We start from the raw sequence: 25,441 nt of genomic DNA on the forward strand, positions 1-25,441 counted from the left end.
GCGACATGGTCTCGTCGGGCAGGGCTACGGGTGGCCGCCGTCTGGCGCAGTCCAGCCCGCCACGCCGACACACGCTTCATTCCCTTCAGGGTCGGCCAGCACCCAGTTCGACGGCGCGTCGGCATCGTTCACCAGGCGGCCCCCAGCAGCGAGCGCCGCGGCTATCCGTGCCTCGGCCTGGTCGTACGGCACCCAGACGTCGATGTGAACCCGGTTGCGCTGCGGGCGTGGTGCGTCCATCTGCTGGAAGTAGAACGGTGCCCCGCGGCGGTGCGGGTCGACCAGGTCCTCACCGCTGTTCGCACGGTCCTGGTAGCCGAGCAGAGCGCGCCAGAAGGGCACCACGCCGGGAACGGCGAGGGCGTCAACAGTGACCTGGACGGTCTGCACGGCGGACGGGTCGGCTGGAATGTCCAACGTGCGTGCCACCGCCGAGATCTGCCGGGCCAGCTCGATGTGCCGCTCGGTCAGCCCGTAGTAGTCGTCCGTGATCGTGATCAGCCGTACGGTCACGCCCTCGTGCCGCAGGTCGACGTCCGGGTGCCCGTCCCCCACGCCCGGCAACTCGCTGATCGCCTGCACGAGCCGGGCGCCGACCGTGAATGATCCTGTGCGGTAGTACGCGCACGCCCCCTCGCCCAGCACACGCCAGTCGGCGAGGCCGATGGTCTCGTGGAACTGCTGCGGCCTGATGCGCTCGATCCTGCCCTCTGCATAGGTCATGCGATCAACGTAGCGTGCAGGTCCGACAACTCCGTTCGGCCACTCGGTACTTCGGGGCTTCGCGGCCTTCGACGTCGACCCCGGCCTCGTACCGGGCGGCCACACCTCGATCACGGTGAGCTGCTAGCACACGCCGGCCGCGACCGACGCGAACCCGCTGCCCGCCCCGGTGCTCTTCGACCGCTCACCGTCCACCTGACCGGTGCCATCGGCGCGACGGGGGGGGCGCGGGTGACAGGGGCTGGCAGGCATGGGCGCGAGGGCCTGACCGGAGTCGGCCGACGTCGGCATACACTGCGCTGGCGGCAACCGGGGGCTCGGCGTTGGCCGGGGGCCGTGCACCAATCGGCCGGGCAGCGCTTCTTGAGGTGGATCACGTGACGTCGAGAGCGGCATCTCTCCTACCGGTCAACACAACCCTCGGCGTCCTGCTCGCCGTTCTGCTCTTGGTGGCGGCGGCGGTCGCGGGCTGGTTCCACCTCAATCCGCACCCCTACAAGGACCGGGCCCGGGAGATCCTCTTCGCCGGGCTTCGCGCCGCCGTCCAGCTCGCCCTGGTCTCCGTGATCGTCACCTGGGCCGTCAAGTCCGTGCCAGGGCTGTTGGCGTTCCTCGTCGTCATGTTCGGGGTGGCCGTCCGGACTGCGGGACGGAGAATCACCGGCAACCGCACCTGGTGGGTGACGGCCGCCCCGATCGCCGCCGGTGTGGTACCGGTCGTCGCGGCGCTGCTGCTGACAGGACTCGTCCCCCTGAAGGGCATCGCCCTGATTCCCGTCACCGGCCAGCTCATCGGCGGCGCCCTCACCGTGACCGTCATGGCCGGACGCCGTGCCCTGGACGAACTGGCTCAGCGTCGCGGTGAGGTGGAAGCCGCAATGGCGCTGGGGTTCCTGGACCGTGACGCACGGATGGAGATCGCCCGCCCCGCGGCCTCCGACGCTCTCCTGCCCGGCCTCGACCAGACCCGCACCGTCGGACTGGTCACGCTCCCGGGCGCATTCGTCGGCATGCTCCTGGGCGGGGCCAGCCCGTTGATGGCCGGAGCGGTGCAGTTGTTCGTCCTGATCGCGTTGATGGCCGTGCAGTCGATCGCAGTGGCGGTGACCCTCGAACTCATCGCCCGCCACCACCTGCACCGACCGGTGCCGGGCGCCGCACGGATCGGCCCGCAGCGCACGGCCGGGCGGTCGACGGGGGCGCGGCAGGCGAGCCGTACGCCCTGAGCCCTTCGTCGTTGAGGCGTGCGGGGCCGGCGGCTCGGCACCGAGCGTCACCGTTGCTCACCTGTCGGCGCCCGGTCTTCGGCGCCGGGGTCCTGCGAGGTCTCGTCCCTGCTGCCGGTGGGGCTCAGTCGGGCGACCCCTTCAGGGCGGTGGACTTGGCGCCGTCCGGGACGCTCTCGTCGGCTTCCACGTGGCGCAGCACCCGGAGGAGGGCCGGCGTTCCCAAGGCGTCGGCGAGTGTGCGCGGGCGTCATCGCCACGGTCTGTGCGTGAGGGCTGCGCCGGAGAGCCAGCCGGTGGCCAGCGGGTCCGCGTCGCCCGTGCGTGTCTTCTCCGGCCGCCGACGGGTCCTGAGCCGTCTGCTCGGGAACCGTATCGATCTCGATCCACATCCCGATCCCCACGCCTTGCGGCGCCGGCGCGGCACGTGGACGTCCGTATCGGTGCCGTGAGGGGAGGCTGGTCGCCGGGTGGACGGATTCCTACTGCGCGCTTGCCACCCGGTGCAGAAGGGAGGCCGGATGTCCGCCGGGCGGCGGGTCGGTCCGTCCGTCACACGCAGCGTGTGCGCGAGGCCGCTCGCGGCCGCTCGCGCCCGTTGCCGGGACCACCTGGAGCGGCCGCGTCCCGGCGCTCATTCCATGCACCCGGTGAGCTGGAGGTACGCGTGATGAGCCGAGGACAGCAGTTCGTCGGCTTCTCGCACGGGCCCGCAGCCCGTGACCCGGTACTCGCCACCCGACGAGAGCCGCGCGAAGACCTGTGCCCACACGTCGGGCTCCGCGTGCCACCGCGGCAGATCACCCATGTCCACCAGGTCGACGAAGCATGGCTCCTCGGCGACGCACAGCACCTCGTCGACCGGGCGGTCCTCCGCCGCGAGATGCAACACGGCCACCGGCCAGGCGGGAACGACGTCCCCCGGCACGGCGGGCTCACGCATCAGGACCAGTGCCTCAAGGAGACGGCCGTCGTCCCCAAGCGTGTCCGTGACGTGTCCTCGTCCCACCGGCCAGCCGCCGGCACCACGCGCCTCGGGCTGTCCCTCCGGCGAAAGCCTGTCGGGTCCGTCGTCGCGCTTGATCGTGCTGCCGACGGTCGCTTCGACCTCGATCGCGATCCTGGGCATCGACGCCACCTCCATGCCGCCAGGTTGCTTGTTCCACTCAGAGGCCATCAGCACCGTCGAGGTGCGGTTGTGGCGAGCCCCATCGCCGCACGGGACCAGTGTCCCGCGCCCGCACCTTCGCCTCAACGCGGTACCGCCCGGACCGCTCTCATCGAGAGCCGGCGAGGTCATCGCGCTACGCTGGGTGTCTGCGGCAACCCGAGTCGCCGCGCGGCGGTGGGGCCCGGCGTACCCCAAGCGCGACAACGGCGCCGCCAACGGTCCCTGCTCGTCACATCAGTGCGCCCGACATCGGCCGGGCGCCGTGCGAGCGGGGGAACCACATGGGAGAGGCCCAATCCCGAGTGCTAGGCGAACCCACCGATCCCGGCATCGACCTTCACGTGCCCGCACAGCGCCGTGAGCGGCGGCGCGGGCAGTGGCCGATCATCGCCGCGGTGTCCGTCGGCGGCGCCGTCGGAGCCTCGGCCCGCTACGGTGCGGCCTTGCTGTGGCCGACGCCTGCCGGCACCTTCCCCTGGACGACCTGCCTCGTGAACGTGATCGGCTGCGGCGTCATCGGCGTGTTCATGGTGATCATCACCGACGTGTGGGCCGCTCACCGGCTGGTGCGCCCCTTCTTCGGCACCGGGGTCCTGGGCGGCTTCACCACCTTCTCCACGTACGCGGTGGACATCCAGCGCCTGGTCGACCAGGGTCACGCCACGACCGGGCTGGCCTATCTGGCAGCCACCATGCTCTGCGCCCTGGCAGCCGTGTGGACCACGGCGAACCTGACCCGCCGCGTGATCGAGCGGAGGCAGTCATGACGAGGCTCACCGGCACCGCACTGCGGGTGACGATCTTCATCGGCGAGAACGACACCTGGCACCACAAGCCGGTCTTCTCCGAGATCGTGCACCGCGCCCACCGGGCCGGACTGGCCGGCGCGTCCGTCTTCCGGGGCATCGAGGGCTTCGGCGCCACCTCCCTGATCCACACCAGCCGCCTGCTGTCGCTGAGCGAGGACCTGCCCGTCGCGATCGTCATCGTCGACACCGAGGACCGCGTCCGCGCCTTCCTGCCCCAGCTCGACGAACTGGTCACCGAGGGCCTGGTGATCCTCGACGAGTGCGAGGTCATCCGCTACGTCGGCCGCGACCGGAAGGACACCGCGTGAACTGGCTGCTGGTCATCATCGGCGCCATGGTCGGGGCCCCGCTGCGCTACCTGACCGACCGCACCGTGCAGTCCAGGCACGACACCGTCTTCCCCTGGGGCACCTTCACGGTCAACATGGTCGGCTGCCTCATCCTCGGCCTGATCACCGGCGCCGTCGCGGCGGGCGGTGTCTCGTCGCACGTCCAGCTCCTGCTGGGCCCGGGGCTGTGCGGAGCGCTCACGACGTACTCGACCCTGTCGTACGAGACCCTGCGGCTGGCCGAGGAGGGCGCCCGCTTCTTCGCCGCGGCCAACGCGGTCGGCAGCATCGTCGCCGGCCTGGGCGCGGCCTTCACCGGAGCCGCGTTCGCCCAGGCGATCTGGGCCTGATCCCCTCCGCACACACACCATCCTCCCTGAGCCGCCAGGTCCGCCAGTGCGGTGAGTGGCGTCAGGAGGACCACGGGAGGTGCGCGATGGCCCACGATGTGGCATGGGTGCAGCCGACCCACTACGTGTCCACGAACCGGGCCGCTGGGGCGGGCTTGCGTCAGCTCATGCTCACCAAGACGTCCACCGGTGGCCGAAGACACCGAGCGCTGTGATGGCCGCACGCCGCTGCGCGAAAGTCGGTCCCGGGGTACGGCGCTTGTCATGCGTACACGTCACGGCCGCTGCCAGCGATGGTGAGTCGCGCCGAAAGGGTCCACGATGGAGATGACAGCGGAATGACACGCTAAACGGTGATCATGTGGTTGGACTGGTCATCGTCACATTTTTCTGGCGCCTTCCCCACTGCCTGAGCTGGTTCCCCCGCTGGGCGCGTCCCGAGCAGACGATCACTGAGACCAGTCCACGGCCACAGGGTTGCCGGGCCGAGGAAGATCGTGATGACTACAGAGGCTGAACTTCTCAAGACCGACGATCAGAGGCTTGAGGAACTGTTTCGCGCGAGTCCGGCCGGCGAGATTCCCAAGGGCCCGATGGAGGGCCGGGCGATCTTCCCCGATGCAGGCCCTGAAGGGGCGTGGCTGCTCGCCGGTCTGGTGCATCTGTTCGCGTGGCGCGGCAAGGTCTTCAGCCCGGACGGCTACCTCAGCAACCGCCTCACGCCGATGGACATTCTGTCCATCGTCGCCATGGTCGCTCCCGGCCCGAGCCTTCTGGACGAGCAGGAGTGCATCGTCATCGACTACTCCAACACGTCCCTGGTCTTCGGGGGCGTGCGCGATGAGATCCGTCAGGTCGGCCCGCATCTGTACTTGGGTCTGATCTGGCTGTCCGGCCGCAAGGTCGGATGGTTCACGCTGCGCGACCCGAACGACGCCGACGCTTAGGGCCGATCGCTGCCGACGCCTCGGCGCCCTGGTCACGATCGCACAGAGCGCCCCGCCGTCGACAGCGCGGCTCACTGCGAACGCTCGGCAAGACCCGTCGGAGCGTCAGACATCCGGCCTGAGGGCGGAGGTTCTGCATCGCGCCGACACGACGAAAGGCCCCGATCTTGCTTCCCCTCACCATGCGCCTCGGCAGAGCAACGCGGCGATTCTCGTGCGGCGTTGGAAGGACGGAGTTCTCACGGCACCGTTCAGGCATCGCCGTTGCGGCATCGGGCACCATGGCTCTGGCTCTGACGGGGCTTCCCGCAGCCACAACCCCCGGCACTCCGGCCCCGTTGCACGGAACCGTCACCAGCGCGGGAAAGCCGCTGTCCCACGCCACCGTCACCCTCTTCGCCGGAGACCTGCAAGGCGTCCGGACGTTGGGGCACGCCACGACCGACGCCCACGGGGCCTTCCAGATCCGACCCGGACAGCGCTCGGGCTCTGTGCTGTATGTCGAAGCCGCACCCACGGGCGACCGGTCGTTGCGTCTGCGCTCCGTCGTGGGATTCGGCCCCGGCGGCGCGGTCGCCCCGCGCTCCGAATCCGCGGTCACAGTCAACGAGTTCACCACCGTCGCCGCTGCCTACGCATTGGCCCAGTTCACCGACCAGCACGGCATCACCGGGCCGAGCCCCGGCCTGGAGAACGCCGCAGCCACGTCCTACAACCTCGCCGACCCGGCAACGGGCAAGCCCGGCAAGGTCGTCACCGACCAGAACAACGGCAGCAAGAACGACACCCTGGCCACCCTCGGCACCCTGGCGAACCTCATCTCGCTCTGCGCGCCGGGAGCGAACACCGGGAATTGCAAGGACATGCTGCTCCTGGCCACGCCGCAGGGCGACAGCACACCGGGGGACACGGCTCAAGCGGTGCTCAATCTTGCCCGCGACCCGAATCTGACCCCTACCAAGCTGTATGCCCTGGCCGGAAGGGCACACACGTACGGCCCCGCGCTCACCGCAGCCCCGTCAGCCTGGGTCCTGGCCCTCCACTACACCGCGCCCGAGGTCTACGCACCCGGCCGGATCGCCGTCGACGCCAAGGGCAACGTGTGGGCCACCGTCAACTGGTTGCCCGGAACGCGAAACCCCAGCCCCTACTTCACCGTGCAGGACCCGGTGGGCAAACCCGCCTTCAACAGCCCCATCAGCGGCGGTGGCATGAAGGCGGGCGCCTGGGGCCTCGCCATCGACCACCAGGGCTCTCTCTGGGCACCGAGCTACGCCGGTGATGCCATGGCGAAGTACTCGTCGACGGGGAAGGTCCTGTCGCCCAGCACAGGATTCAAGAACAGCGACCTCAACCACCCCCAGGGCACCGCGGTCGACCAGAGGGGAAACATCTGGGTCGCGAACTTCTACGGCCTCAAGGGCAATCGCGGTAAGGGAAGCGTGGTCGTCTACCCCCACGGTGACCCCTCCAAGGCGATCACCATCACCGGCGGCGGACTCGACCACCCGTTCTCCCTCCAGATCGACGGCTACGGCCGGGCCTGGGTCTCGAACGCCCGCTTCAACGGGGCGAAACTCCTGGACACGCGTGTACCGAAGGGCCATGCGGGCGGAAGCATCACCGTCATCGGTCCTGACTTCAAGCCGACTTCGTTCTCCCCCATCAAGGACGCCTCACTCGACTGGCCGCTCGCACTCGCCGTCGACTCCAAGAACAACGTGTGGGTGCCGAGCTTCGTCAGCAACTCGGTCACCGAACTCGGGCCAGACGGAAAGGTCTCCGGCGTACACAAACTGCCCACGGCCGTCGCTCCCTGGTCCGTTGCCATCGACGGTTCCGACCGCGTGTGGGTGGCCGGCTTCGGCGCCCCTTCTGTCTCCGTCCTGTGCGGCGTCAACACCAGCGCGTGCCCGCCCGGCTCTTCCACAGGGTCTGCGCTGTCGCCACCCGACGGCTACCGCAGCAGGTCCATCCAGCACCTCACCGCCGTCCAGCTCGACCAGTCCGGCAACGTCTGGCTGGCCAACAACTGGTCCAAGGTCGTCCCACCCACCGGCGGCAACGGCCTGGTCGAACTCATCGGCGTCGCCACACCCGTCTGCACCCCCCTGAACCCCCTACCGGCCCGCCCGACGGCCACCAGCACAACCGCCTGCTCAACCCAGACCAGCATCCAGTCCAGATGACAATCGGTCTGCGTGCTCCGGCCGGCCGTGTTCCCGCGCGCGGGCGGAGCATCCGGTCACCGACCAGGCACGATCTCCCGGTCGGCGAACACGCCTCATGGAGAAGGGCGTTGCTCTCTGTCCTGGCCCGACCGACGCCCTTCACGAAGCGCGTTTCAGGAATCGGGCTGCCGATCCCCCGCCGGCCGGGCTGCGGCGAAAGGTGAGCTGGTGACGGGGGCCGTTGCTGTGATGCGGATGGGCCGTTGGATTCGGCCCTTGACCAAGACGGAGAGCGCGAGCGCGGAGGACGCCGAGACGAGGCCGCCCAGGACCAGGGTGGAGCGGGCGCCGAAGGTGTCCGACACCAGGCCGACCAGCGGGGCACCGATGGGGGTGCCGCCGAGGAGGACCAGGAAGTACACGGACATGACGCGGCCCCGCAGATGTGGGTCGGCGTGGAGCTGGGTCAGTGCGTTGGCGGTGGTGGTCACGATCACCGCGGCGAAACCAGTGGGGATCAGCAGGGCCATGAACGAGCCGCAGTCCGGCATCAGGCCCTGCGCGGCTTCCAGCGCCCCGAAGACGATCGTGGTGGAGATCAGACGGCGTGCGGTGGGGGGCTTGTCACGGCTTGCCCCGTAGATCGCGCCGATGAGGCTGCCCAGGGCGTACGCGGCGGAGAGGTAGCCGAAGGCCGCGGCGCCCGTGTGGAAGGCCGTGATGGCGACGAGCGAGGTGGTGACCTGGAAGTTGAGTCCGAAGGTGCCGACGAAGGCGACGAGACTGATCGGCAGGAGCAGTTCCGGGGTCGAGGTGATGTGGCGGAAGGCGTCGCGCAGTCGGGTACGGCCGGGTGCCCGGGGCCGGCGGGGGCCCGGTGGGTCGTCCGTTCGGATGGTGATCAGGCCGTAGAGGACAGCCAGGTAAGAGGCCGCGTTCACGAGGAACACCGGGCCGGTGCCGAAGGCGGCGACGGTCAGGCCGGCGAGGGCGGGGCCGACGCTGCGGGCCACGTTGAACTGGGCGGAGTTCAGTCTGATCGCGGTGGCCACGCGCTCCCGGTCGACCAGTTCGGAGATGTAGGCGTTGCGGGCGGGGCTGTCCGCTGCGGTGGCGGTGCCGAGGGCGAAGGCCAGCACGTAGACGGACAGCAGGTTCACTGCGCCGGTGACGGTCAGCAGTCCGAGCAGGAGTGACTGCACTCCCATGGCCGTCTGGGTCACCAGCAGGATCCGTCGCTTGGGGTAGCGGTCGGCGAGGATGCCTCCGGTCAGGCCGAACAGGGTCTGCGGCAGGAACTGCAGTGCGGTCACGATGCCGACCGCGCTGCCGCTGTCGCCGGTGATGTGGAGGACGAGCAGGTCCTGGGCGGCACGCTGCATCCACGTGCCGATGTTCGAGGTCAACTGCCCGAGCAGGTAGCGGCGGAAGTTACGGACGGCGAGTGTGGCCCTCACCGGCATGCGGGAGCCCGCGCTCATGACATGTGAGGGGCGTAGGTGCCGCCGACGGCGGACACCTCGGCATCGTCGAGGTGATGGAAGGTCGGGTGAGGGTGCATGAGGAACGCGTGGTGCGAGATGTTCCAGGCGTAGGCGCCGGCCATGGCGAAGGCGACTCGGTCGCCGACGCGCAGCCGCTCCACCATGACGCGGCGAGCCAGGACGTCCTTCGGCGTGCACAGCTGTCCGACCAGGGTCACCGGCTCGTCACGGGCCTCCGGCCGGTCCCAGGGCCGCGGCCACACGTCGTCGGGAATCACCTCGAAGGGCTGGTCGTGCTGTTTGGCGGCCGGAGTGCGCAGATGGTGGGTGCCTCCGCGCAGCACGGCGAACGCCTCCCCGTGGCTGGACTTGATGTCCAGGACCTGGGTGACGTACCAGCCGCAGTACGCGGTGACCGAACGGCCGGGCTCGATCCGCAGCGTGAGGCGAGGGTGGCGGGCCAGGATCCGGACCAGTCCCGCGCCGAACGCGGACCAGTCGAACACCCTGTGGGGGTGGGCGTAGTCGACGCCCATGCCCCCTCCGACGTTCACCTCGGCCAGGTCGACTCCCCGTTCGTGGGCCCAGCCTTCGGCCCAGGTCAGGATCTTGTCGATCAGGGCCAGTTGGGCCTGGGACTGGAGTCCGCTGGCAAGGTGGAGGTGCAGGCCGCGCAGGCGGATGCGCGGGTCGTCGGCGATCAGCCCCCGGCAGCCGTCCAGTTGCGCGGGATCCATGCCGAACGGGCTCGGGTGTCCGCCCATGGCGAGGGCGACATGGCCCAGGTCGACGGGCAGGTTGACGCGCAGGAGGACGTCGGCGCTCCGGTCGCCCAGCAGGGCGGTGAGAAGGCGTAGTTCGTGTTCGCTCTCGATGTGCAGGCGCTCCACTCCGGCTTCCAGTGCCCGGGCCAGCTCTGTCTGCGTCTTGCCGGGGCCTCCGAAGGCGAGCGGCGCATCGGGGACGAGCCCGCTGACGTGGCTCAGTTCGCCACCGGAGGCCACCTCGAATCCGTCGACGTGCGCGGCCAGGGCGCGCAGGATCCGGGGATCGGAGTTGGCCTTGGCCGCGTACAGCAGCTCGGCGCGTTCGGGCAGCGCGGCCCGGATGGCGTGCACGTGCTCGCGCAGGGCCGGGAGGTCGTAGACGTACGCGGGCAGGTCGTCGTCGGTCAGCCGGCCGACGTGGTCGAGCAGTACGGGCCTCACCGGATCACCTCCCGGGGAAAGTCCGCGCCGAGCAGGCTGGGCAGAGGAACGTAGGTGGCATGCCGGTCGGCCTGGCGGGCCCAGCGCAGCAGGAGGTTGGCCTTGGCGGGAAGCGGTACGCCCGACAGCAGGGCGCGCAGGCGCGGCGGTTCGGCGGCGGTGCGGGCGTAGGTGGCCAGGTGGTCGCGGACCAGACCCCAGAGTGCGGGTTCCAGCGTCGGTTCGAGGTCGGCCAGGGCGCTGAGGACTTCGGCGGTGTGGTTGACCAGGAGGCAGTACGCGACCCGGTTCCAGCCGCGCTCGGGATCGTAGGTGAGGGGGCCCCGGACGTCCTCGGGCAGATCGGCAAGGGTGTGCCGGTGGTGTTCGGCCAGGAGCTTGGTGCCCTCCAGGTCGCGGAAGAGCATCTGTGCGGGGGTGCCGTCGGGGTGCACGCCCACGACGACGTTCTGCAGGTGGGGTTCCAGGACGACGCCGTGTTCGAAGTAGGCGGCCAGCACCGGTGGCAGCAGCAGTCGTAGGTACGCGTCCCACCAGGCCAGGACGTTCCCGTCGCCGCGGGCGAGCAGATGGGAGACGTGGGCTGTGCTGGTCGGGTACTCGTCCGCCACCGCGGCGGCGAGCAGGGGTGTCACTCCGGGACGCAGATGCTGGCGCAGTCCGGAGCGGACGATGACGCCGAGGCCCTCCAGGAGTTCCCTCTCGGCAGCGAGCGTGCGGTAGCCGGGCTCGGCCAGCAGCGCACATCCGGGGAAGCGGCCGGCGAGTTCGGCGAAGACGGGCTGGAGCAGGCGGTTGAGGGAGACGGCGCCGGGCAGCTCGTAACTGGCGTGTTTGCGCAGACAGTTGGTGAGGCGGACGTTCAGGCTGAACTTCAGGAAGGTGTCGCTGTCGGGCTCGTACAGCGTGCGCACCGATGCGGTCGGCACCAGCTCCGGTCCGCTCACTCCGGTGTCGACGACATCGCCGACGGCCACTGCCTCCCGTAGCCGGTCGTGGCCCTGCAGCAGCCGGTACTGCCAGGGATGCACCGGCAGTATCGCGAATCCCGGATCGGACGCCGGGCACAGCGCCTCCATCTCCCGCAGCTCGCCCTCCTCACGCACGAGATGGCGGCGCACGGCCAGGTGGTGCAGGCGGAAGCGCGCGCCGGTCTCCGGGCCGTACGCCAGCCAGTCGGCCGGGTCGCCGGTGCGGGACTTGGGGGTGGGGTGGAAGCGATGGCCGAAGACGAGGGACTGTTCCGACGCAACGTACGGATCCGGGTGCGGCGAGGCGTCCGCCCGCTCTTCGAGCGCGGTGCGGATCGTCTCGCGGCTGTCGGCGACCTGGCTCAGGAACTCCTCGTTGGCGACACCCGTACGCAGTTCCAGTTCTTCCTGGATGTATCCGGCCAGCTCCTTCCAGCCGACTGTCACCCAGGCGTCGTCGTCGAGCCGCTGCACCGGCCCTTGGAAGCGGTGGGCTCCGATCAGCGAGACCCTGCGCAGCGGGGAGCGCAGCAGGATGCCCCGGCGGGGCAGACGTAGCAGGAGGTGGTCGTCGTCGACCGTCACCTGATGCTCGGGGGCCGACACCTCGCGGATCAGGCAGTTGAGCAGCGTGTGGGCGGTGACGGTGTCGGCTGTCGTCACCGGCGTGCTTGCGCCGATCGGGGTGGCGTGGGTGGCGGTGCCGGTGCTCATACGGTCGCTCCAGGGGGACAGCGGTCGGTGCGGGGAATCAACGGCAGGACGCCAGGGGGTTGGGGACGGGCGTCCACTGGGCCTTGCCCGGGTTCTGGGCCAGGCGCATCGCGACGGTCGCCTTCAGCGGCATCGTGTCGCCGAAGAAGGCCGCCGCGTCCTCCCGGTCCGGCAGGCCGGCGTACACCCGGTGGCCGACCTCGGCCACCGCGCCCCACAGCGCCCGGGGGTCGGCCGCCCGTGTCCGGCTGAGGACGGCGACCAACTCGGTGAAGACTCCGCTGACGAGGCCGCCGAAGAGTTTGGTACGCAGCGCGTCCACGTCGTCTCCCGCGCGGGTGCCCAGCAACGGCGGCAGAACGAAGCCGCACCGGGCCAGGCGCCGCGGGCTGACCCGCACGCCGTCGAGATCCCGGTACAGCACCCGCACCGGCCGCCCGTCCCGCAGTACGACCAGGGTGTTCTGGCCGTGCGCCTCCAGCGCCACGCCCATGGACAGCAGCGTCAGCGCGGGCGGCAACACGAGCCCAGCGAAGTCCGCCAGCCAGCGCACGGGGTCACCCGACACGACAGCGGCTCCGGTCGCGTGGACGGCGGTGAGCGGAACCGCGATCTCTCCGGCGTCGAGGTAGCACTCGGTCGACTCCCGGATCATCGCGGCCAGGCTCTCGCAGGGCTGTCCGTCCACGCGCACCGCGCCGCCGCCCAGCTCCCGCAGGATGCGCAGGCTGCCGCGATACCCGGCCTTGTCGATGACGGCCGCGACCAGGTCGGACAGCAGGGGCCCGTCGGCGACCTCGGCCGGGGAGATGGTGCGCCGGTAGTTGGTGACCTGCACGTCGAGTGCCGTCTTGATGTGGCAGCCCGGCAGGACGTCCAGCGGGGCGAGGGTACGCAGCGACAGCAACGGCCGGGCTGGGATCGTCTCCTCCACGACGGCCAGGTCGGGATGGTGCGCGAGCATGTGGTCCCGCTGCCAGGGGTGCAGCGGGAGGAGGATCGTGTCGCCGTCCCGCAGTCGCCACGGCCAGTCGCCGGACCCCTGCCAGCGGTCGGCCGGGACACGGAGCAGCGCCAGCCGGACGACGGGGTGGTGCTCGGGAGCGTACGCCAGCACGTCGTCGATCGACATGCCGGTGCGTGTCCGGCAGCAGGGATGCTGCGGGTGACCGTCGACCACCGTCTGCTCGGCATCCGCCGAGTCCTTCGGCGGGATCCTTTCGCCGGCGTTCGCGGCCCTGGCCAGGGCCAGGTTGACCACGCTGTTGTCGAGTTCGGCCGCCAGTCGCTCCGCGGCGGGGGTACGCAGGCCCAGTTGCGCCAGCAGCTCCGCCGGCCCATGGATCGGCCCCTTCGGACCCGATACGGCGAAGTCGTCGGGCACCTCGGCGAACGGCCGCGCGCTGGATTCGGCCGCCGAGAGTGCACCGCCCCGCCGCAACTCGACCACGAGGGCGCCGGACTCCCGGCGATGCCCGGTCACGCCGGGCAGCGGCTCCCGTACGAAAGCGCCCCACAGGCGGGCGAGCACGGTGGCACGTGCTCCCGGCAGCGCGGTCGTGAAGGGTGCCACCAGGTCCGGGTGTGTGCGGCGTAGTTCATCAAGGGGCATGGACATGGATATCCCAGGTGCTGGTGGTCGGGGCGCTCGGCGTGCGGTGCTCCGGTGGCACCGGCCGGGCAACCGACACTATGGGAAGACGATCAAGCGCATTGCCAGGACACATGCAGCGGGGATCCCGGAATCCTCCGATGAGGCGTTTTTCCTTCCTCACCTCCAGCCGATTCCGCCGAGAGGGATTCCCCGTCGTGCGGCCCGGCCCTTCCCCGTCTTTCGGCTGTCACCTGGGGGAATGAGACGCTGCCACTCGCGGCCTTAACTCCGGGCTTACTCTCCGCTGTCCATGTCCTGGATGTCGTCGTCGTGCCGCGCTTCGGCGGTTACGCCGACCGTGGAGGATCACCGGCTTGAGGGAGACTACGGCGTTTGCGCCACACCCATGGGCCCAGGTCTGTGAGCCTTTCGCCATGCATGTCTTGCTGATCGAGGACGACGACCGGGTGGCCGGACCGTTGGCGGAGGGACTGCGCCGTTTCGGATTCACCGTCGAACACGCCAGAAACGGGGCCGACGGCCTCGCCGTGCCGGAGGCGGAGATGGTGCTGCTCGACCTGGGGCTCCCCGACATGGACGGCATCGACGTCTGCCGTGCCCTCCGCTCCCGCTCGTCCGTGCCGATCATCATGATCACTGCCAGAGACGACGAGGTGGACCGGGTACTCGGTCTTGAGCTGGGCGCGGACGACTACGTCTCCAAGCCGTTCGGCGTACGGGAACTCGTCGCCCGGATCCGTGCCGTGACACGCCGCGCCCGGCCCCTCGTGCCGGCCACCCCGCGCGAGGAGCCGCCGCCCTCAGCTGACCTGGTACGGCAACCATGGACGTCCCGCATCCACCGGATCGGCCCGCTGACCATCGACCATCGCACCCGTCAGGTACGCCTGCACGAGGCGCCCATCGCCCTCGCGCCCAAGGAGTTCGACCTGCTCGTCTGCCTCGCCGAGGACCCCGGAGCGGTCTGCTCCCGCCGGCAGATCCTCGACACGGCATGGGAACCCAACTTCTTCGGCCCCACCAAGACCCTCGACGTCCACATCGCCGCGCTGCGCCGCAAACTCGGTGACGCGGCCTGGATCGAGAACATCCGCGGAATCGGCTTCCGCCTGGTCCCCCCGGCGCACACCGACGCCACGTCCTCTGCGGAACCGGCGCGCGGCGGAGAGCCCCGGTGACCCGTCGCCTGCTGCTCAGCCATCTGAGCCTCATGCTGTTCGTCCTGCTCGCGCTCGAAGTTCCCTTCGGCATCCTCTACGCCCGCAGCGAGCTGTCCCGCTTCTCCCATGCGGCGCAGCAGGGGGCGATGACGCTCGCCGAGGTCTGCGAGGACAAGATGGAGCACGGGCTGACGGCCGACCTGCCCGAACTGGCCCGCGCGTACGGGCAGCGCACCGGCAGCCGGGTGCTCGTCGCCGGGAACAGGGGCACCGTCCTGACCGACACCGCTGCCCGTGCCCCGGTCGGCAGGGACCTGTCCGCCGAGCCGGACATCTCCACCGCACTGCGCGACCAACCCGCCGTCAGCACCCGAAGCGAGCCGTCCACAGGCCGCGGGGTCCTCATCGTCACCGTGCCGGGTGGTTCCGACGCCACCGTGGCCTGCGTGGTGCGCACGGTGTATGCGCTGGGCCCGCTCACGGCGAGGGTCCACGCCACCTGGCTGGTCCTCGCCGCCGTCGGGCTCGGGGTCCTGGCCGCCGTCGCCCTGATCGGCTTCGCGCTCGCCCGCTCGATCACCCGTCCCGTCCAGGCCCTGGAACGCGCCACCGCACAACTCGCGGAAGGCCGCATCACCGATCCGCCGGCCGCCGATCACGGGCCGCCGGAACTGCGCAGGCTCGCCGCGTCGTTCACGAGAACCGCGACCCGGCTCCAGCACCTGCTCCAGGCCCAGCAGGCGTTCGCCTCCGAAGCCTCCCACCAGCTGAAGACTCCCCTGACCTCACTCCGTCTGCGCCTGGAGAACTTCGAGCCGCACCTCGCCCCTTGCGCCCAGGACAGCCTCGACAAAGCACTCGGGGAGCTGGAGCGGCTCAGCCGTATGGTGCAGGGGCTGCTCGCGCTCGCCCGGCTGGAGAACTCCGCGACCAGGCCGGAGGCCGTCGACGTCAACGCCGTCGTCGCGGATCGCGCGGCCATCTGGGCGGCCTTCGCCGATGAACAGCACGTCGACATCATCGCCTCCGGGACGGAAGCCGTATGGGTGTGGGCCGTCCCGGGAGCACTGGAGCAGATCATCGACAACCTGCTCTCCAACGCGCTGCGCGTGTCCCCGCCGGACACCTCCATCACGCTCGCAGCCGCCACGACCGCGAGGGAAGGCAGCCGCACCCCTGCCATGGCCGAACTGCATGTGGTCGACCAGGGCCCCGGCATGACGGAGACAGAACGGCACAGAGCCTTCGACCGGTTCTGGCGGGCCCCCGACGCCGACCACGACGGCACCGGCCTCGGCCTGCCGATGGTCCGGCAACTCAGCCGCGCCAGCGGCGGTGAGGTCACCCTGGAGGCAGCCCCCGGCGGCGGGCTCGACGCCGTCGTGCGACTCCGGTGTGCCGAGAGCCGCACTCGTCAGGAACTCGGCAGCACCCCTGCGGACGCCGACTCCGCAGGCCGCCCATGTCTCCACACCACCCACAGCGCCGCTGTTCACCGCCCTTGAGGGACCGGCCCTGGTGTTGCCGCCGTGATCGGTGTCCACCGTGGCCGGATGCCACCCTCGGGTGCGTACCGAGGCAGGCATCCGTGTCTCACCCGTTCGTCCCGGCATGCTCGCTCGACCCACGGCTCGCACGGGGCGGCGGCACGTCACCCGACCGGCCGGTGGGCGGCCGGACGCCCACAATGGAGGCATGACTGTGACTGGTCGCTGGCAGTTCTGGATCGACCGAGGCGGCACCTTCACCGACGTCGTGGCGGTGACGCCGGACTCCGAGGTGGTCAGCCGCAAGCTGCTCTCGGAGCGGCCGGAGGTGTACCGGGACGCGGCGGTCGCCGGGATCCGGCTGGTGCTGGGCCTGGAGGCGGACGAGCCGATTCCGGCCGGCCGGATCGAGGTCGTGAAGATGGGCACCACCGTCGCCACCAACGCGCTGCTGACGCACAACGGCGAGCCGACCGTCCTGGTCACCACCCGGGGCTTCCGGGACGCCCTGCGCATCGCTTACCAGAACCGCCCGCGCATCTTCGACCGTCGCATCCTGCTCCCGGAGGCCCTGTACGAGCGGGTGATCGAGGTGGACGAGCGGGTCGGTGCGCGCGGTGAACCCGTCCGCCCGCTCGACGCGGACGCCGCGCGGGAAGCCCTGGAGTCGGCGTACGCGGACGGTTTCCGGTGCGCCGCGATCGTCTTCCTGCACGGCTACCGCTACCCGGAGCACGAGGCCGCCGTCGCCGAGGCGGCCCGCACGACCGGCTTCTCACAGGTCAGCTGCTCGCACGAGGTGAGCCCGCTGATCAAGCTGGTGCCTCGGGGCGACACAACCGTGGTCGACGCCTACCTCTCGCCCATCCTGCGCCGCTACGTCGACCAGGTGGCTGCCGAACTGAGCGGCGTGCGGCTGATGTTCATGCAGTCCGGGGGCGGGCTGCGCGAGGCGGGCCACTTCCGCGGCAAGGACGCCGTGCTCTCCGGCCCGGCGGGCGGCGTCGTCGGCATGGCCCGCGCCGCGAGCCGGGCCGGGCACACCCGGGCCATCGGCTTCGACATGGGCGGCACCTCGACCGACGTGTCCCACTACGCGGGCGAGATCGAACGGATCCTGGGCACCCAGGTGGCCGGGGTGCGGATGCGGGCGCCGATGACCGACATCCACACCGTCGCCGCGGGCGGCGGCTCGGTCCTGCACTTCGACGGCATGCGCTACCGCGTCGGCCCCGACTCGGCCGGTGCCGACCCCGGACCCGTCTGTTACCGGCGCGGCGGGCCACTGACCGTCACCGACGCCAACGTCATGCTCGGCCGGATCCAACCCGCCTTCTTCCCCCGGGTGTTCGGCGAGACCGGCGACCAGCCGCTGGACGCGGGCGCGGTCCGAGCCCGCTTCACCGAGCTCGCCGAGGAGACCGCCGCCGCGACCGGGCGGCGCCGTGCCCCGGAGGAGGTCGCGGCGGGCTTCCTCGACATCGCCGTACTCAACATCGCGAACGCGGTGAAGAAGATCTCCGTCCAGCGCGGCCGGGACATCACCCGCTACGCGCTCGTCGCCTTCGGCGGCGCGGGCGGCCAGCACGGCTGCGCGGTCGCCGACCGGCTCGGCATCGACACCGTCCTGATCCCGCCGCTCGCCGGGGTGCTCTCCGCGTACGGCATCGGGACGGCGGACGCGGTCGCCCTGCGCGAACGCTCCCTCGAAGCCGCCCTCGACCGCCCGGACACAGCGGCTCGTGTCGAGGCCGTCCGTGCCGAGCTGGCCGAGCAGGCACGCACCCAACTGCACGAGGACGGCGTACCGGAGGACACCGTACGGACCACCGCACGCGCCCTGCTGCGGTACGAGGGCACCGACTTTTCGCTGCCCGTGCCGCTGGGCGCGGCGGACGACATGCGGGCCGACTTCGCCCGCGAACACCGCGACCGTTACGGCTTCACCATGGCCAAGCCCCTGGTGGTGGAGGCCGTCGCAGTGGAGGCCACCGGCTCCTCCGGCCCCCGCACCCCCGCCGCGCCGGTGCTGCCGCCGCGGAGCGGCCAACTCCAACCGGCCGCCACGGTACTGATGTTCACGGAGGGCCGCCGGCAGTCCACGCGGCTGTACCGGCGCGAGGACATCCGCGAGGAGGCCGTGATCGAGGGCCCGGCGATCGTCGCCGAGGCGGACGGGACCACGGTCGTCGATCCCGGCTGGCAGGCCACGGCCGACGAGCACGGCGACCTCGTCCTCACCCGCTCCCGGCCCCGCCCGACCCGGACGGCGGCCGGCACCAGCGTCGACCCGGTGCTGCTGGAGGTCTTCAACAACCTGTTCATGTCCGTCGCCGAACAGATGGGCGTACGGCTGGAGAGCACCGCCCACTCGGTCAACATCAAGGAGCGCCTCGACTTCTCCTGCGCGCTCTTCGATCCGGACGCCAACCTCATCGCCAACGCGCCGCACATCCCGGTGCATCTGGGCTCGATGGGCGAGTCCATCAAGGAGATCCTACGTCGTAACGAAGGCTCACTGCGGCCCGGCGACGTCTACGCCGTCAACGACCCGTACCACGGCGGCACCCATCTGCCCGACATCACCGTGGTCACCCCGGTCTTCGACGACGCCGGCGACACACTCCTCTTCCTGGTCGCCTCGCGCGGCCACCACGCCGAGATCGGTGGCATCAGCCCCGGATCCATGCCCGCGTTCAGCACCACCATCGACGAGGAAGGTGTGCTCTTCGACAACTGGCCGCTGGTCAGCGACGGACACTTCCGCGAGGACGAGACCCGTCGCCACCTCACCGGCGCCCGATACCCCTCCCGTGACCCGGACACCAACCTCGCCGACCTGCGCGCCCAGATCGCCGCCAACGAGAAGGGCATCCACGAACTGCGGCGTGTCATCGACCAGTTCGGCCTCGACGTCGTCCACGCCTACATGCGGCACGTCCAGGACAACGCCGAGGAATGCGTACGGCGCATCATCGCGACCCTCGACGACGGCGAACACCGCTACGAGACCGACAACGGCGCCGTCATCCAGGTCACCCTGCGCGTCGACCGTGAACGGCGGTGCGCCGTCCTGGACTTCACCGGTACCTCACCCCAACAGCCCGGCAATCTGAACGCGCCCACCTCGGTCGTCATGGCGGCGGTGCTGTATGTCTTCCGCACCCTGGTCGCCGACGACATCCCGCTCAACAGCGGCTGCCTGAAGCCCCTCGACGTGCGCATCCCCGCCGGTTCCATGCTCTCCCCCGCCTTCCCGGCCGCCACCGTCGCCGGGAACGTCGAAACCTCTCAGGCCGTCACCGGCGCCCTGTACGCCGTCCTGGGCACCCAGGCCGAGGGCTCCGGCACGATGAACAACGTCTCCTTCGGCAACGACCGCGTCCAGTACTACGAAACCGTCGCCTCCGGCTCCGGCGCGGGCGAGGGCTTCGACGGGGCGGACGCCGTGCAGACCCACATGACCAACTCCCGCCTCACCGACCCCGAGATCCTGGAGTGGCGCTACCCCGTGCGCGTGGAGGAGTTCCGCATCCGCGAGGGCAGCGGCGGCGCGGGCCACTGGCACGGCGGCCGCGGAGTGGAGCGCCGGATCCGGTTCGCCGAGCCGATGACGGTGGCGGTCGTCTCCGGCCACCGTCGCGTCCCGCCCTACGGCATGGCCGGCGGCGCACCCGGCGCCCTCGGCGAGAACCTGATCGAACGCGCCGACGGCCGCACCGAGCGGCTGCGCGGCTGCGACACCGCGGACGTCACCGACGGCGACGTCCTGGTCATCCGCACTCCCGGAGGGGGCGGCTACGGACATGCGGGCGGCGGGGTGCCCGCCCGGTGACGTGTCCGGTGCACCGCGGCTGTCGGCGGATGCCGGGGCTTCCCTGACCGCTTCGCCGCCCATGCACCGAGCCCCATCACACGCCGATGTGCACGCTCATGTCCGTCAGTCCCCCTGTTGCGTCGATCGTCGAGCGTGGCGAGGGCCGCGTCGACGCCGGGCACGGCCGCGCGCTCAGCCGCCGCAGGGACCGCAGCAGGGGCAGGTCCCCGGGGTCACGGGCGGGTACCGGCCGCGGAGGGGGTCGCGGAACGCGCCGGGTCGGCCGACGGCTCCACCGTGCGCGAGGGTGGGGTGGGGGTCGAGGGCCGGTGTTCTGTCAGGGTTGTGGAGGGGGCGGCTGAGGGCGTGGCGGTGGTGGCCGGGGGGCGGGTGGGAATAGCCGTCGTATCCGTCGAGGGGCGGGGGCTGGGGCGAGGGGTGGCACTCACGGGACCCGACTCGGCCGGAGTCGGCGGGGCCGTGGGGCTGGTCGCGGGGGGCGGGGCGAGGGGGGCCGTCGGGGAGGCGGGGGCCTGGTGGGTGGTGTGCAGCAGGGGTAGGGCGAGGAGGGCGGCGACCGTGCAGGTGACGCCGGTTGTGACGGCTGCGCGCAGGATGCGGCGGCGGGCGGCGCCACGGCGGATCTCCTCGTACCGGCCGGGGGGCGGGGCGAGGTGCTCGGAGGGCGGGCGCATGATGAGGGCGAGGGGGTCGTCGGGTTCGGAGTCCGGCCCGTCGTCATTGAATGTGATCAAGGCTTCTCCTCAGGTGGGCGCGGAGCAGTTCGCGGGCCGCGTGCAGGTCGGCCTTGACGGTTCCTTCCTTGCGCCCGGTCAGCACGGCCACCTCCCGGATCGGCAAGTCAGCGTAGTAGTGCAGAAGGGTCGGTATGCGCAGTCGTTCGGGGAGCGCCTGGACGAGCAGGCGGACCGAGGGGTCGGTCTGCTCGGTGGGCGGGCGGACGGATTCCTCGACGGTGGCGCGGCGCATGGCCTTGCGCTCGCGCTCCAGGCGGCGCCAGTGGTCCCGGACGATGTTGGCGGCCGTGACGTAGAGGAACCCCCGGGGCTCTGACACGGACGTCCAGCGGGCCCAGAGGCGGGTGAACGCCTCCGAGGCGATCTCGTGGGCGGTCTCGTCGTCGTCGACCAGACGGCGGCACCAGCCGGCCAGGCGCGGGTAGAGAGCGGCGAACAGCTCTGCTGCCGCCTTCTCGCGGGACCGTTTCAACGCTCTCCATAGGGGGTGAGGGCCCTCGTCGCGCCCGGGGCGGGGCGCCCGTGGGGAAAGACCCCGGACCGACGGCGTACGTTCCATCGGCCCGGGATCGGGGCGGGCGGCGGCCGGTCAGTGGCTCGTGGTGCTCAGCGCGGCGAAGACGATCACGTTGTCGAGATAGCCGTTGCCGGTGCGGGGTCCGCCGCACGTGATGAGCCGCAGCTCGGGCCGGTCGACGTCGCCGTAGACCGCCTTCGTCGGAAAGTCGGCCTTGGCGACGGTCCGTACGGAGGTGACGGTGAACCCGGCCGATCTGCCGTTCTCCAGGCGCACCGTGATCCCGTCGCCCCGGCGCAGCCGGTCGAGGTGGCGGAAGACGCCGTCCCCGTGGGCGCCGACCGTGACATGGCCGAGGATCACCGACGGACCGGTCTGGCCCGGCGTCGGGGAGTGCTGGTACCAGCCCGCCCGGTCGTGCGCGGTGACCGGGGGCACCTGCACGCTGCCGTCCTGCGCCAGCCCGAGTCGCATGACCGGGGTGTCGACGCCGATCCCGGGGATCCGCAGCCGCACCGGGACCGAACGGCCCAGCGGGTGCGGCGCGTTCGCCGGGTCCGCAAAGGACCCGGCGGACACGTGCGTGCCGGTGGGGCGGCCGGCCCGCACCCCCTCGCCGCCGTGGCCGGCACAGCTCACGAGCAGCGCGGCGAGTACCGCGGTGACGAACGCGCGCCTGGAGAGGTCAGTCATGCCCCGGTCGCCCGTCGGCGGCGCACGAGGAAGACCGCCGCGCCGCCCACCGCGAGGGCGCCGGCGGCACCGCCGCCGATCAGCATGCCGTTGGAACCGGAGCCGTTGGAGCCGGTGGTCACGCCGGTGTCGGGAGCACCACTCGGTACGACGCCGACCTGGCCGCGTCCCTCGCTCGGCACGGAGCTCGGCACGACGCTCGGCACGGGGGTGGCCGCCCGGCTCGGCTCCCGGGTGGGTACCGCGCTCGGCTCCGCGCTGCCCGGCACGCTCGGCCGGGGCGACGGCACGGAGGTGGCGGAGGGACGCGGCGTCGGGGACGCGCTCGTCCCGTGGGCGAACGCGGGCACCGTGCTCGCCAGCACGGCGACGCCCGCGGCTGCGGTGGCGCTGAGGACTGTTCGGCGCATGAATCGCTCTCTTTCGTCGGCCGGCCCGGCGGGTGGCCGGGCGGGCTGCGTGACGGATCGAGCGGAGAGACGAGACAGGATCAACCCAGGTTGTAAAGGATCGGCAAAGTCGTGCGGACCTTCGCAGCCGGGCGCCGTCGCATGGCGGGGACGAGGCGGACCGGGATGAGGGCGCGGGGCGGCGGGGCGGCCGTGATCGGCACACCAGCACCTCGCAGCCCGCACGGCCCTCGTCCCGGCCCGCCGTCCCCCGTCCCCGCTCTCACAGCCGCCCCGGCGCACGGACACCGTCGTGCCCTCGCGGCCCGAACCCTCCCGTACGGTCCCGTCCCCCGACCGCCGTACGGATCCGGAGGCCATCCATGACGATCGACGCACACCGCGCCGCCACAGATCGACCAGGCGACGGCGACGCATCCGCGCCGGCAGCAGACATCGGCGCCCGCTTCGAACGCCTGCCGCTGTGCCGCTGGCAGGTGATGGTCCGGCTCATCGTCGGCACCGCCGCCTTCTTCGAGGCCTTCGACCAGCTCCTGATCGCGTACGCACTCCCCCAACTGCGCACCGAGTGGAGCCTCGACACCGATCACGCCACCGCCCTGATGACCGTCGGCTCGGTCGGCATGCTCGTCGGTGCGCTGGTGTCGGGCCGGCTCGCCGACCGGATCGGCCGGGTCAAGGTCATCGCGGGCTGCATCGCGCTGGCCAGCCTCTGCAATCTGGCACTGACGCTCTGCACCTCGCCCGAACCGTTCATGGCGATCCGCTTCGTCCAGGGCATGGCCACCGGCGGTGAGGTGCCGATCGCCGCCACCTTCATCGCGGAGATCACCCGTGCCCACCAGCGCGGCCGCTTCGTGCTCCTCTTCGAACTGGTCTTCCCGGCCGGCCTCACCGCCGGTGCGCTCGTCGCCTACTGGCTGGTGCCGACGCTCGGCCGGCGCTGGATGTTCGGCCTCGCGGCCCTGCCCGCCGTCGTGTGCCTCGCCGTCGTCCGCTACGTACCGGAATCACCACGCTGGCTCGCCGACCACGGCAGGCACGAGCAGGCTCTTGCCACGATGGCGTCCATCGAGGCCGCGGTCGAGAAGCTCACCGGCGCCCCGCTGCCGGAACCGACCCCTGCCCCGTCCGTGACGCCGCACCAGGGCAAGGGCGGTCTGCGTGAGCTGCTCAGCGGCAGGTAGCGCAAGCGGATGCTCGTCGTCGGGCTCCTCTGGTTCACCGGCCATTTCGTGAACTACGGCATCACGTCCTGGCTTCCGACCGTCTACGGAACCCGCTTCCACCTCGGCCTGTCGACCGCCCTCCTCTACTCGACGGTGACGAGCTGCGCGGGCCTGCTCGGCTGCCTGATCGTCGCCCTCACCGTCGACCGGGTCGGCCGCCGCAACACGGTGGTCCGGTGCCTCGCAGCCGCGGCCCTCTGCCTGCTCCTCCTCGGCCTGTCGGCCGCCGGCACGTCGGTCGGCGTCCTGGTCTGGACGTCCCTGGCGGCAGTCTTCGTCTTCGGCTGCAACATCTGTCTCTACCTCTGCACACCGGAACTCTTCCCCACACGGATCAGGGCGTTGGGCACCAGCGTGGGCGGCGCCATGAACCGCCTGGGTATCGTCCTCGGCCCGATCGTGGTGGGAGCCGTGTACGCGGGCGATGCGATCGGCACGGTCTTCGTGACGCTGGCCGCCCTCGCCCTGGTCGGCTCGCTGACGGCAGCGGCCGGGGCTAAGGAGACGAGCGGGCGCAGCCTGGAGGAGGTCGCACCGTAGGCGGCCAGGGTATGAGTGAGACGTGAGCTCCTGGGCTTCCATCCCTGCGCTGCTGCACCACTGACACACGGATGACGGATAATCACCGGCGATTTACAAGCAGTGCGCATCGCCCTTGTCGATGCAGGGAATCCAGCCGCCATGAGCGATACCGCCAAGGGTGACAGCAGCACACCGGACCACGAGGAATCGACCCGCCACTACTACGAGAGCAGTGACGTCGACGCCTTCTACGACGCTGTCTGGGGCGGCGAGGACATCCACGTCGGTGTGTACGCCGACGCGCAGGAGGCGATCGCCGACGCCTCGCACCGCACCGTGGAGCACGCAGCCGACCAGGTCTCGGACCTGCTCGGCTCGGATGCCACCGTACTCGACCTCGGCTCCGGGTACGGCGGCTCAGCCCGCGCGCTCGCCGAGCGCTTCGGCTGCCGGGTGGTGGCCCTCGACCTCAGCGAGGCGCACAACCGGCGCCATCGCGCGGCCAACGCCCGACGCGGCCTGGACGGCCTGATCGAGGTCGTCACAGGCTCGCTCAACCATCTGCCCTACGAGGCAGGACGCTTCGACGTGGTCTGGTCCCTGGAAGTCCTCTGCCATGTGGCGGACCGCGACGGCGCTCTGGGCGAAGCGGTGCGGGTGCTCAGACCGGGCGGAGCGCTCGTCTTCTCGGACATCATGGCGGACGAGAAGGCACCGGCCCAGGCCCTGCGGCCCGCGCTGTCCCGCCTCGGCGTGCAGAGTCTGGCAACGCCGTCGTTCTACCGACAGAGTCTGTCCAGACTCGGCCTGCCAGCGGACTTCGAAGACCGCACCCCGGACCTGGCCACTCACTACGCACGCCTTGAGGAAGAGATGCGCCGCCGCACACCCGAGCTGCGCGGCACCATCAGCCCCGCCTACCTCGACGATCTCCTGGCCAACCTGCCCCTGTGGACAGACATCACCCGCCGTCGGCTACTGCGCTGGGGCCTCTTCCACGCCCGCCGCACCACGACCCCAGCCAGGCCCTGACACAGCGTCAACAGGTCGGCAGTCCAATGCCTCGTGCCGCACGCACAGGAAGCCCCGACGGCCCCCCACCTTTCAGGCGGCGGGAGCCGCCGCCTGAA

General features: G+C 71.0%; 20 protein-coding genes, 1 pseudogene and 1 riboswitch. Of the genes and pseudogenes, 11 read left to right on the forward strand and 10 right to left on the reverse strand.

Features of this window, described 5'->3' with window-relative positions; genetic code table 11:
- Window positions 1-24: 24 nt before the first annotated feature.
- On the reverse strand, window positions 25-723 hold the full coding sequence (locus ACFC8N_RS24550) for a VOC family protein (RefSeq protein WP_376289726.1): 699 nt from the start codon (window positions 721-723) through the stop codon (window positions 25-27).
- A gap of 377 nt (window positions 724-1,100) precedes the next feature.
- Here ACFC8N_RS24550 and ACFC8N_RS24555 point away from each other — a divergent pair, with 377 nt between their 5' ends.
- Window positions 1,101-1,949: an ABC transporter permease gene (locus tag ACFC8N_RS24555; RefSeq protein ID WP_376289728.1), complete on the forward strand. Its 849-nt coding sequence runs from the start codon at window positions 1,101-1,103 to the stop codon at window positions 1,947-1,949.
- 634 nt (window positions 1,950-2,583) lie between these two features.
- Here ACFC8N_RS24555 and ACFC8N_RS24560 read toward each other — a convergent pair.
- Entirely contained in the window at window positions 2,584-3,078 is a 495-nt protein-coding gene (locus tag ACFC8N_RS24560) for an inorganic diphosphatase (protein ID WP_376289730.1), read from the reverse strand.
- A 31-nt stretch (window positions 3,079-3,109) separates the two neighbouring features.
- Window positions 3,110-3,174: riboswitch (Fluoride riboswitch) on the reverse strand.
- 227 nt (window positions 3,175-3,401) lie between these two features.
- On the opposite strand from ACFC8N_RS24560, the gene ACFC8N_RS24565 reads away from it, so the two are divergent.
- The 5 genes from ACFC8N_RS24565 (at window position 3,402) to ACFC8N_RS24585 (ending at window position 7,744) form a co-directional block, all read left to right on the forward strand.
- Window positions 3,402-3,887, forward strand: coding sequence for a fluoride efflux transporter FluC (locus ACFC8N_RS24565; protein ID WP_376289731.1), 486 nt, complete (start codon window positions 3,402-3,404; stop codon window positions 3,885-3,887).
- The gene (locus ACFC8N_RS24570; protein WP_356025051.1) at window positions 3,884-4,237 is read left to right on the forward strand and encodes a DUF190 domain-containing protein; all 354 of its coding nucleotides are present in this window, start codon (window positions 3,884-3,886) and stop codon (window positions 4,235-4,237) included. The genes ACFC8N_RS24565 and ACFC8N_RS24570 overlap by 4 nt, the downstream gene beginning before the upstream one ends.
- On the forward strand, window positions 4,234-4,608 hold the full coding sequence (gene crcB, locus ACFC8N_RS24575; RefSeq protein WP_362823456.1) for a fluoride efflux transporter CrcB: 375 nt from the start codon (window positions 4,234-4,236) through the stop codon (window positions 4,606-4,608). The genes ACFC8N_RS24570 and crcB overlap by 4 nt, the downstream gene beginning before the upstream one ends.
- A gap of 500 nt (window positions 4,609-5,108) precedes the next feature.
- Window positions 5,109-5,555, forward strand: coding sequence for a hypothetical protein (locus tag ACFC8N_RS24580; RefSeq protein WP_356025123.1), 447 nt, complete (start codon window positions 5,109-5,111; stop codon window positions 5,553-5,555).
- A gap of 338 nt (window positions 5,556-5,893) precedes the next feature.
- Window positions 5,894-7,744 (forward strand): hypothetical protein, encoded by a 1,851-nt coding sequence (locus ACFC8N_RS24585; protein WP_376289734.1) that lies wholly within the window; start codon window positions 5,894-5,896, stop codon window positions 7,742-7,744.
- Between the two features lie 155 nt (window positions 7,745-7,899).
- Here ACFC8N_RS24585 and ACFC8N_RS24590 read toward each other — a convergent pair whose 3' ends face one another.
- The 4 genes from ACFC8N_RS24590 to ACFC8N_RS24605 are packed head-to-tail and all read right to left on the reverse strand — an operon-like array spanning window position 7,900 to window position 13,676.
- Complete coding sequence (locus ACFC8N_RS24590; RefSeq protein ID WP_376289736.1) at window positions 7,900-9,207, reverse strand: MFS transporter; 1,308 nt, start codon at window positions 9,205-9,207, stop codon at window positions 7,900-7,902.
- Window positions 9,204-10,418, reverse strand: coding sequence for a type III PLP-dependent enzyme (locus ACFC8N_RS24595; RefSeq protein WP_376289738.1), 1,215 nt, complete (start codon window positions 10,416-10,418; stop codon window positions 9,204-9,206). Before ACFC8N_RS24595 ends, ACFC8N_RS24590 begins: the two co-directional genes overlap by 4 nt.
- Complete coding sequence (locus ACFC8N_RS24600) at window positions 10,415-12,103, reverse strand: IucA/IucC family protein (RefSeq protein ID WP_376289739.1); 1,689 nt, start codon at window positions 12,101-12,103, stop codon at window positions 10,415-10,417. Before ACFC8N_RS24600 ends, ACFC8N_RS24595 begins: the two co-directional genes overlap by 4 nt.
- A gap of 37 nt (window positions 12,104-12,140) precedes the next feature.
- Window positions 12,141-13,676, reverse strand: a complete 1,536-nt coding sequence (locus ACFC8N_RS24605) for an IucA/IucC family protein (protein WP_356025066.1) — start codon at window positions 13,674-13,676, stop codon at window positions 12,141-12,143.
- A 455-nt stretch (window positions 13,677-14,131) separates the two neighbouring features.
- Here ACFC8N_RS24605 and ACFC8N_RS24610 point away from each other — a divergent pair, with 455 nt between their 5' ends.
- From ACFC8N_RS24610 to ACFC8N_RS24620, 3 genes are all read left to right on the forward strand, one after another.
- Entirely contained in the window at window positions 14,132-14,896 is a 765-nt protein-coding gene (locus ACFC8N_RS24610) for a response regulator transcription factor (RefSeq protein WP_376289742.1), read from the forward strand.
- Entirely contained in the window at window positions 14,893-16,383 is a 1,491-nt protein-coding gene (locus ACFC8N_RS24615) for a HAMP domain-containing sensor histidine kinase (protein ID WP_356025071.1), read from the forward strand. The genes ACFC8N_RS24610 and ACFC8N_RS24615 overlap by 4 nt, the downstream gene beginning before the upstream one ends.
- Before the next feature lie 196 nt (window positions 16,384-16,579).
- Window positions 16,580-20,200, forward strand: coding sequence for a hydantoinase B/oxoprolinase family protein (locus ACFC8N_RS24620; protein ID WP_376289847.1), 3,621 nt, complete (start codon window positions 16,580-16,582; stop codon window positions 20,198-20,200).
- A gap of 215 nt (window positions 20,201-20,415) precedes the next feature.
- Here the strand turns inward: ACFC8N_RS24620 and ACFC8N_RS24625 are convergent, their stop codons facing one another.
- From ACFC8N_RS24625 to ACFC8N_RS24640, 4 genes are all read right to left on the reverse strand, one after another.
- A complete protein-coding gene (locus ACFC8N_RS24625; RefSeq protein WP_376289744.1) occupies window positions 20,416-20,937 on the reverse strand; it encodes a hypothetical protein in 522 nt (173 codons plus the stop codon).
- On the reverse strand, window positions 20,921-21,412 hold the full coding sequence (locus ACFC8N_RS24630; protein ID WP_356025076.1) for an RNA polymerase sigma factor: 492 nt from the start codon (window positions 21,410-21,412) through the stop codon (window positions 20,921-20,923). Before ACFC8N_RS24630 ends, ACFC8N_RS24625 begins: the two co-directional genes overlap by 17 nt.
- A 117-nt stretch (window positions 21,413-21,529) precedes the next feature.
- On the reverse strand, window positions 21,530-22,150 hold the full coding sequence (locus tag ACFC8N_RS24635; protein WP_376289746.1) for a class F sortase: 621 nt from the start codon (window positions 22,148-22,150) through the stop codon (window positions 21,530-21,532).
- Window positions 22,147-22,560, reverse strand: coding sequence for a sortase-dependent protein (locus tag ACFC8N_RS24640; protein ID WP_376289748.1), 414 nt, complete (start codon window positions 22,558-22,560; stop codon window positions 22,147-22,149). The genes ACFC8N_RS24635 and ACFC8N_RS24640 overlap by 4 nt, the downstream gene beginning before the upstream one ends.
- 362 nt (window positions 22,561-22,922) lie before the next feature.
- Between ACFC8N_RS24640 and ACFC8N_RS24645 the strand changes: the two are divergent.
- A pseudogene (locus tag ACFC8N_RS24645) lies at window positions 22,923-24,329 on the forward strand (MFS transporter).
- 141 nt (window positions 24,330-24,470) lie between these two features.
- The gene (locus tag ACFC8N_RS24650) at window positions 24,471-25,343 is read left to right on the forward strand and encodes an SAM-dependent methyltransferase (RefSeq protein ID WP_376289750.1); all 873 of its coding nucleotides are present in this window, start codon (window positions 24,471-24,473) and stop codon (window positions 25,341-25,343) included.
- Window positions 25,344-25,441: the final 98 nt, after the last annotated feature.

Origin of the sequence: Streptomyces sp. NPDC055966, from assembly GCF_042269865.1 — a bacterium.
GTDB lineage: Bacteria > Actinomycetota > Actinomycetes > Streptomycetales > Streptomycetaceae > Streptomyces.

What these genes read in the sequence shown, in the direction of transcription:
- ACFC8N_RS24650 (WP_376289750.1), top strand. Translation starts at nt 24,471, where the DNA reads ATGAGCGATACCGCCAAGGGTGACAGCAGCACACCGGACCACGAGGAA.
- ACFC8N_RS24600 (WP_376289739.1), bottom strand. Translation starts at nt 12,103, where the DNA reads ATGAGCACCGGCACCGCCACCCACGCCACCCCGATCGGCGCAAGCACG.
- ACFC8N_RS24570 (WP_356025051.1), top strand. Translation starts at nt 3,884, where the DNA reads ATGACGAGGCTCACCGGCACCGCACTGCGGGTGACGATCTTCATCGGC.
- ACFC8N_RS24580 (WP_356025123.1), top strand. Translation starts at nt 5,109, where the DNA reads ATGACTACAGAGGCTGAACTTCTCAAGACCGACGATCAGAGGCTTGAG.
- ACFC8N_RS24565 (WP_376289731.1), top strand. Translation starts at nt 3,402, where the DNA reads ATGGGAGAGGCCCAATCCCGAGTGCTAGGCGAACCCACCGATCCCGGC.
- ACFC8N_RS24590 (WP_376289736.1), bottom strand. Translation starts at nt 9,207, where the DNA reads ATGAGCGCGGGCTCCCGCATGCCGGTGAGGGCCACACTCGCCGTCCGT.
- ACFC8N_RS24560 (WP_376289730.1), bottom strand. Translation starts at nt 3,078, where the DNA reads ATGCCCAGGATCGCGATCGAGGTCGAAGCGACCGTCGGCAGCACGATC.
- ACFC8N_RS24640 (WP_376289748.1), bottom strand. Translation starts at nt 22,560, where the DNA reads ATGCGCCGAACAGTCCTCAGCGCCACCGCAGCCGCGGGCGTCGCCGTG.
- ACFC8N_RS24550 (WP_376289726.1), bottom strand. Translation starts at nt 723, where the DNA reads ATGACCTATGCAGAGGGCAGGATCGAGCGCATCAGGCCGCAGCAGTTC.
- ACFC8N_RS24610 (WP_376289742.1), top strand. Translation starts at nt 14,132, where the DNA reads ATGCATGTCTTGCTGATCGAGGACGACGACCGGGTGGCCGGACCGTTG.
- ACFC8N_RS24635 (WP_376289746.1), bottom strand. Translation starts at nt 22,150, where the DNA reads ATGACTGACCTCTCCAGGCGCGCGTTCGTCACCGCGGTACTCGCCGCG.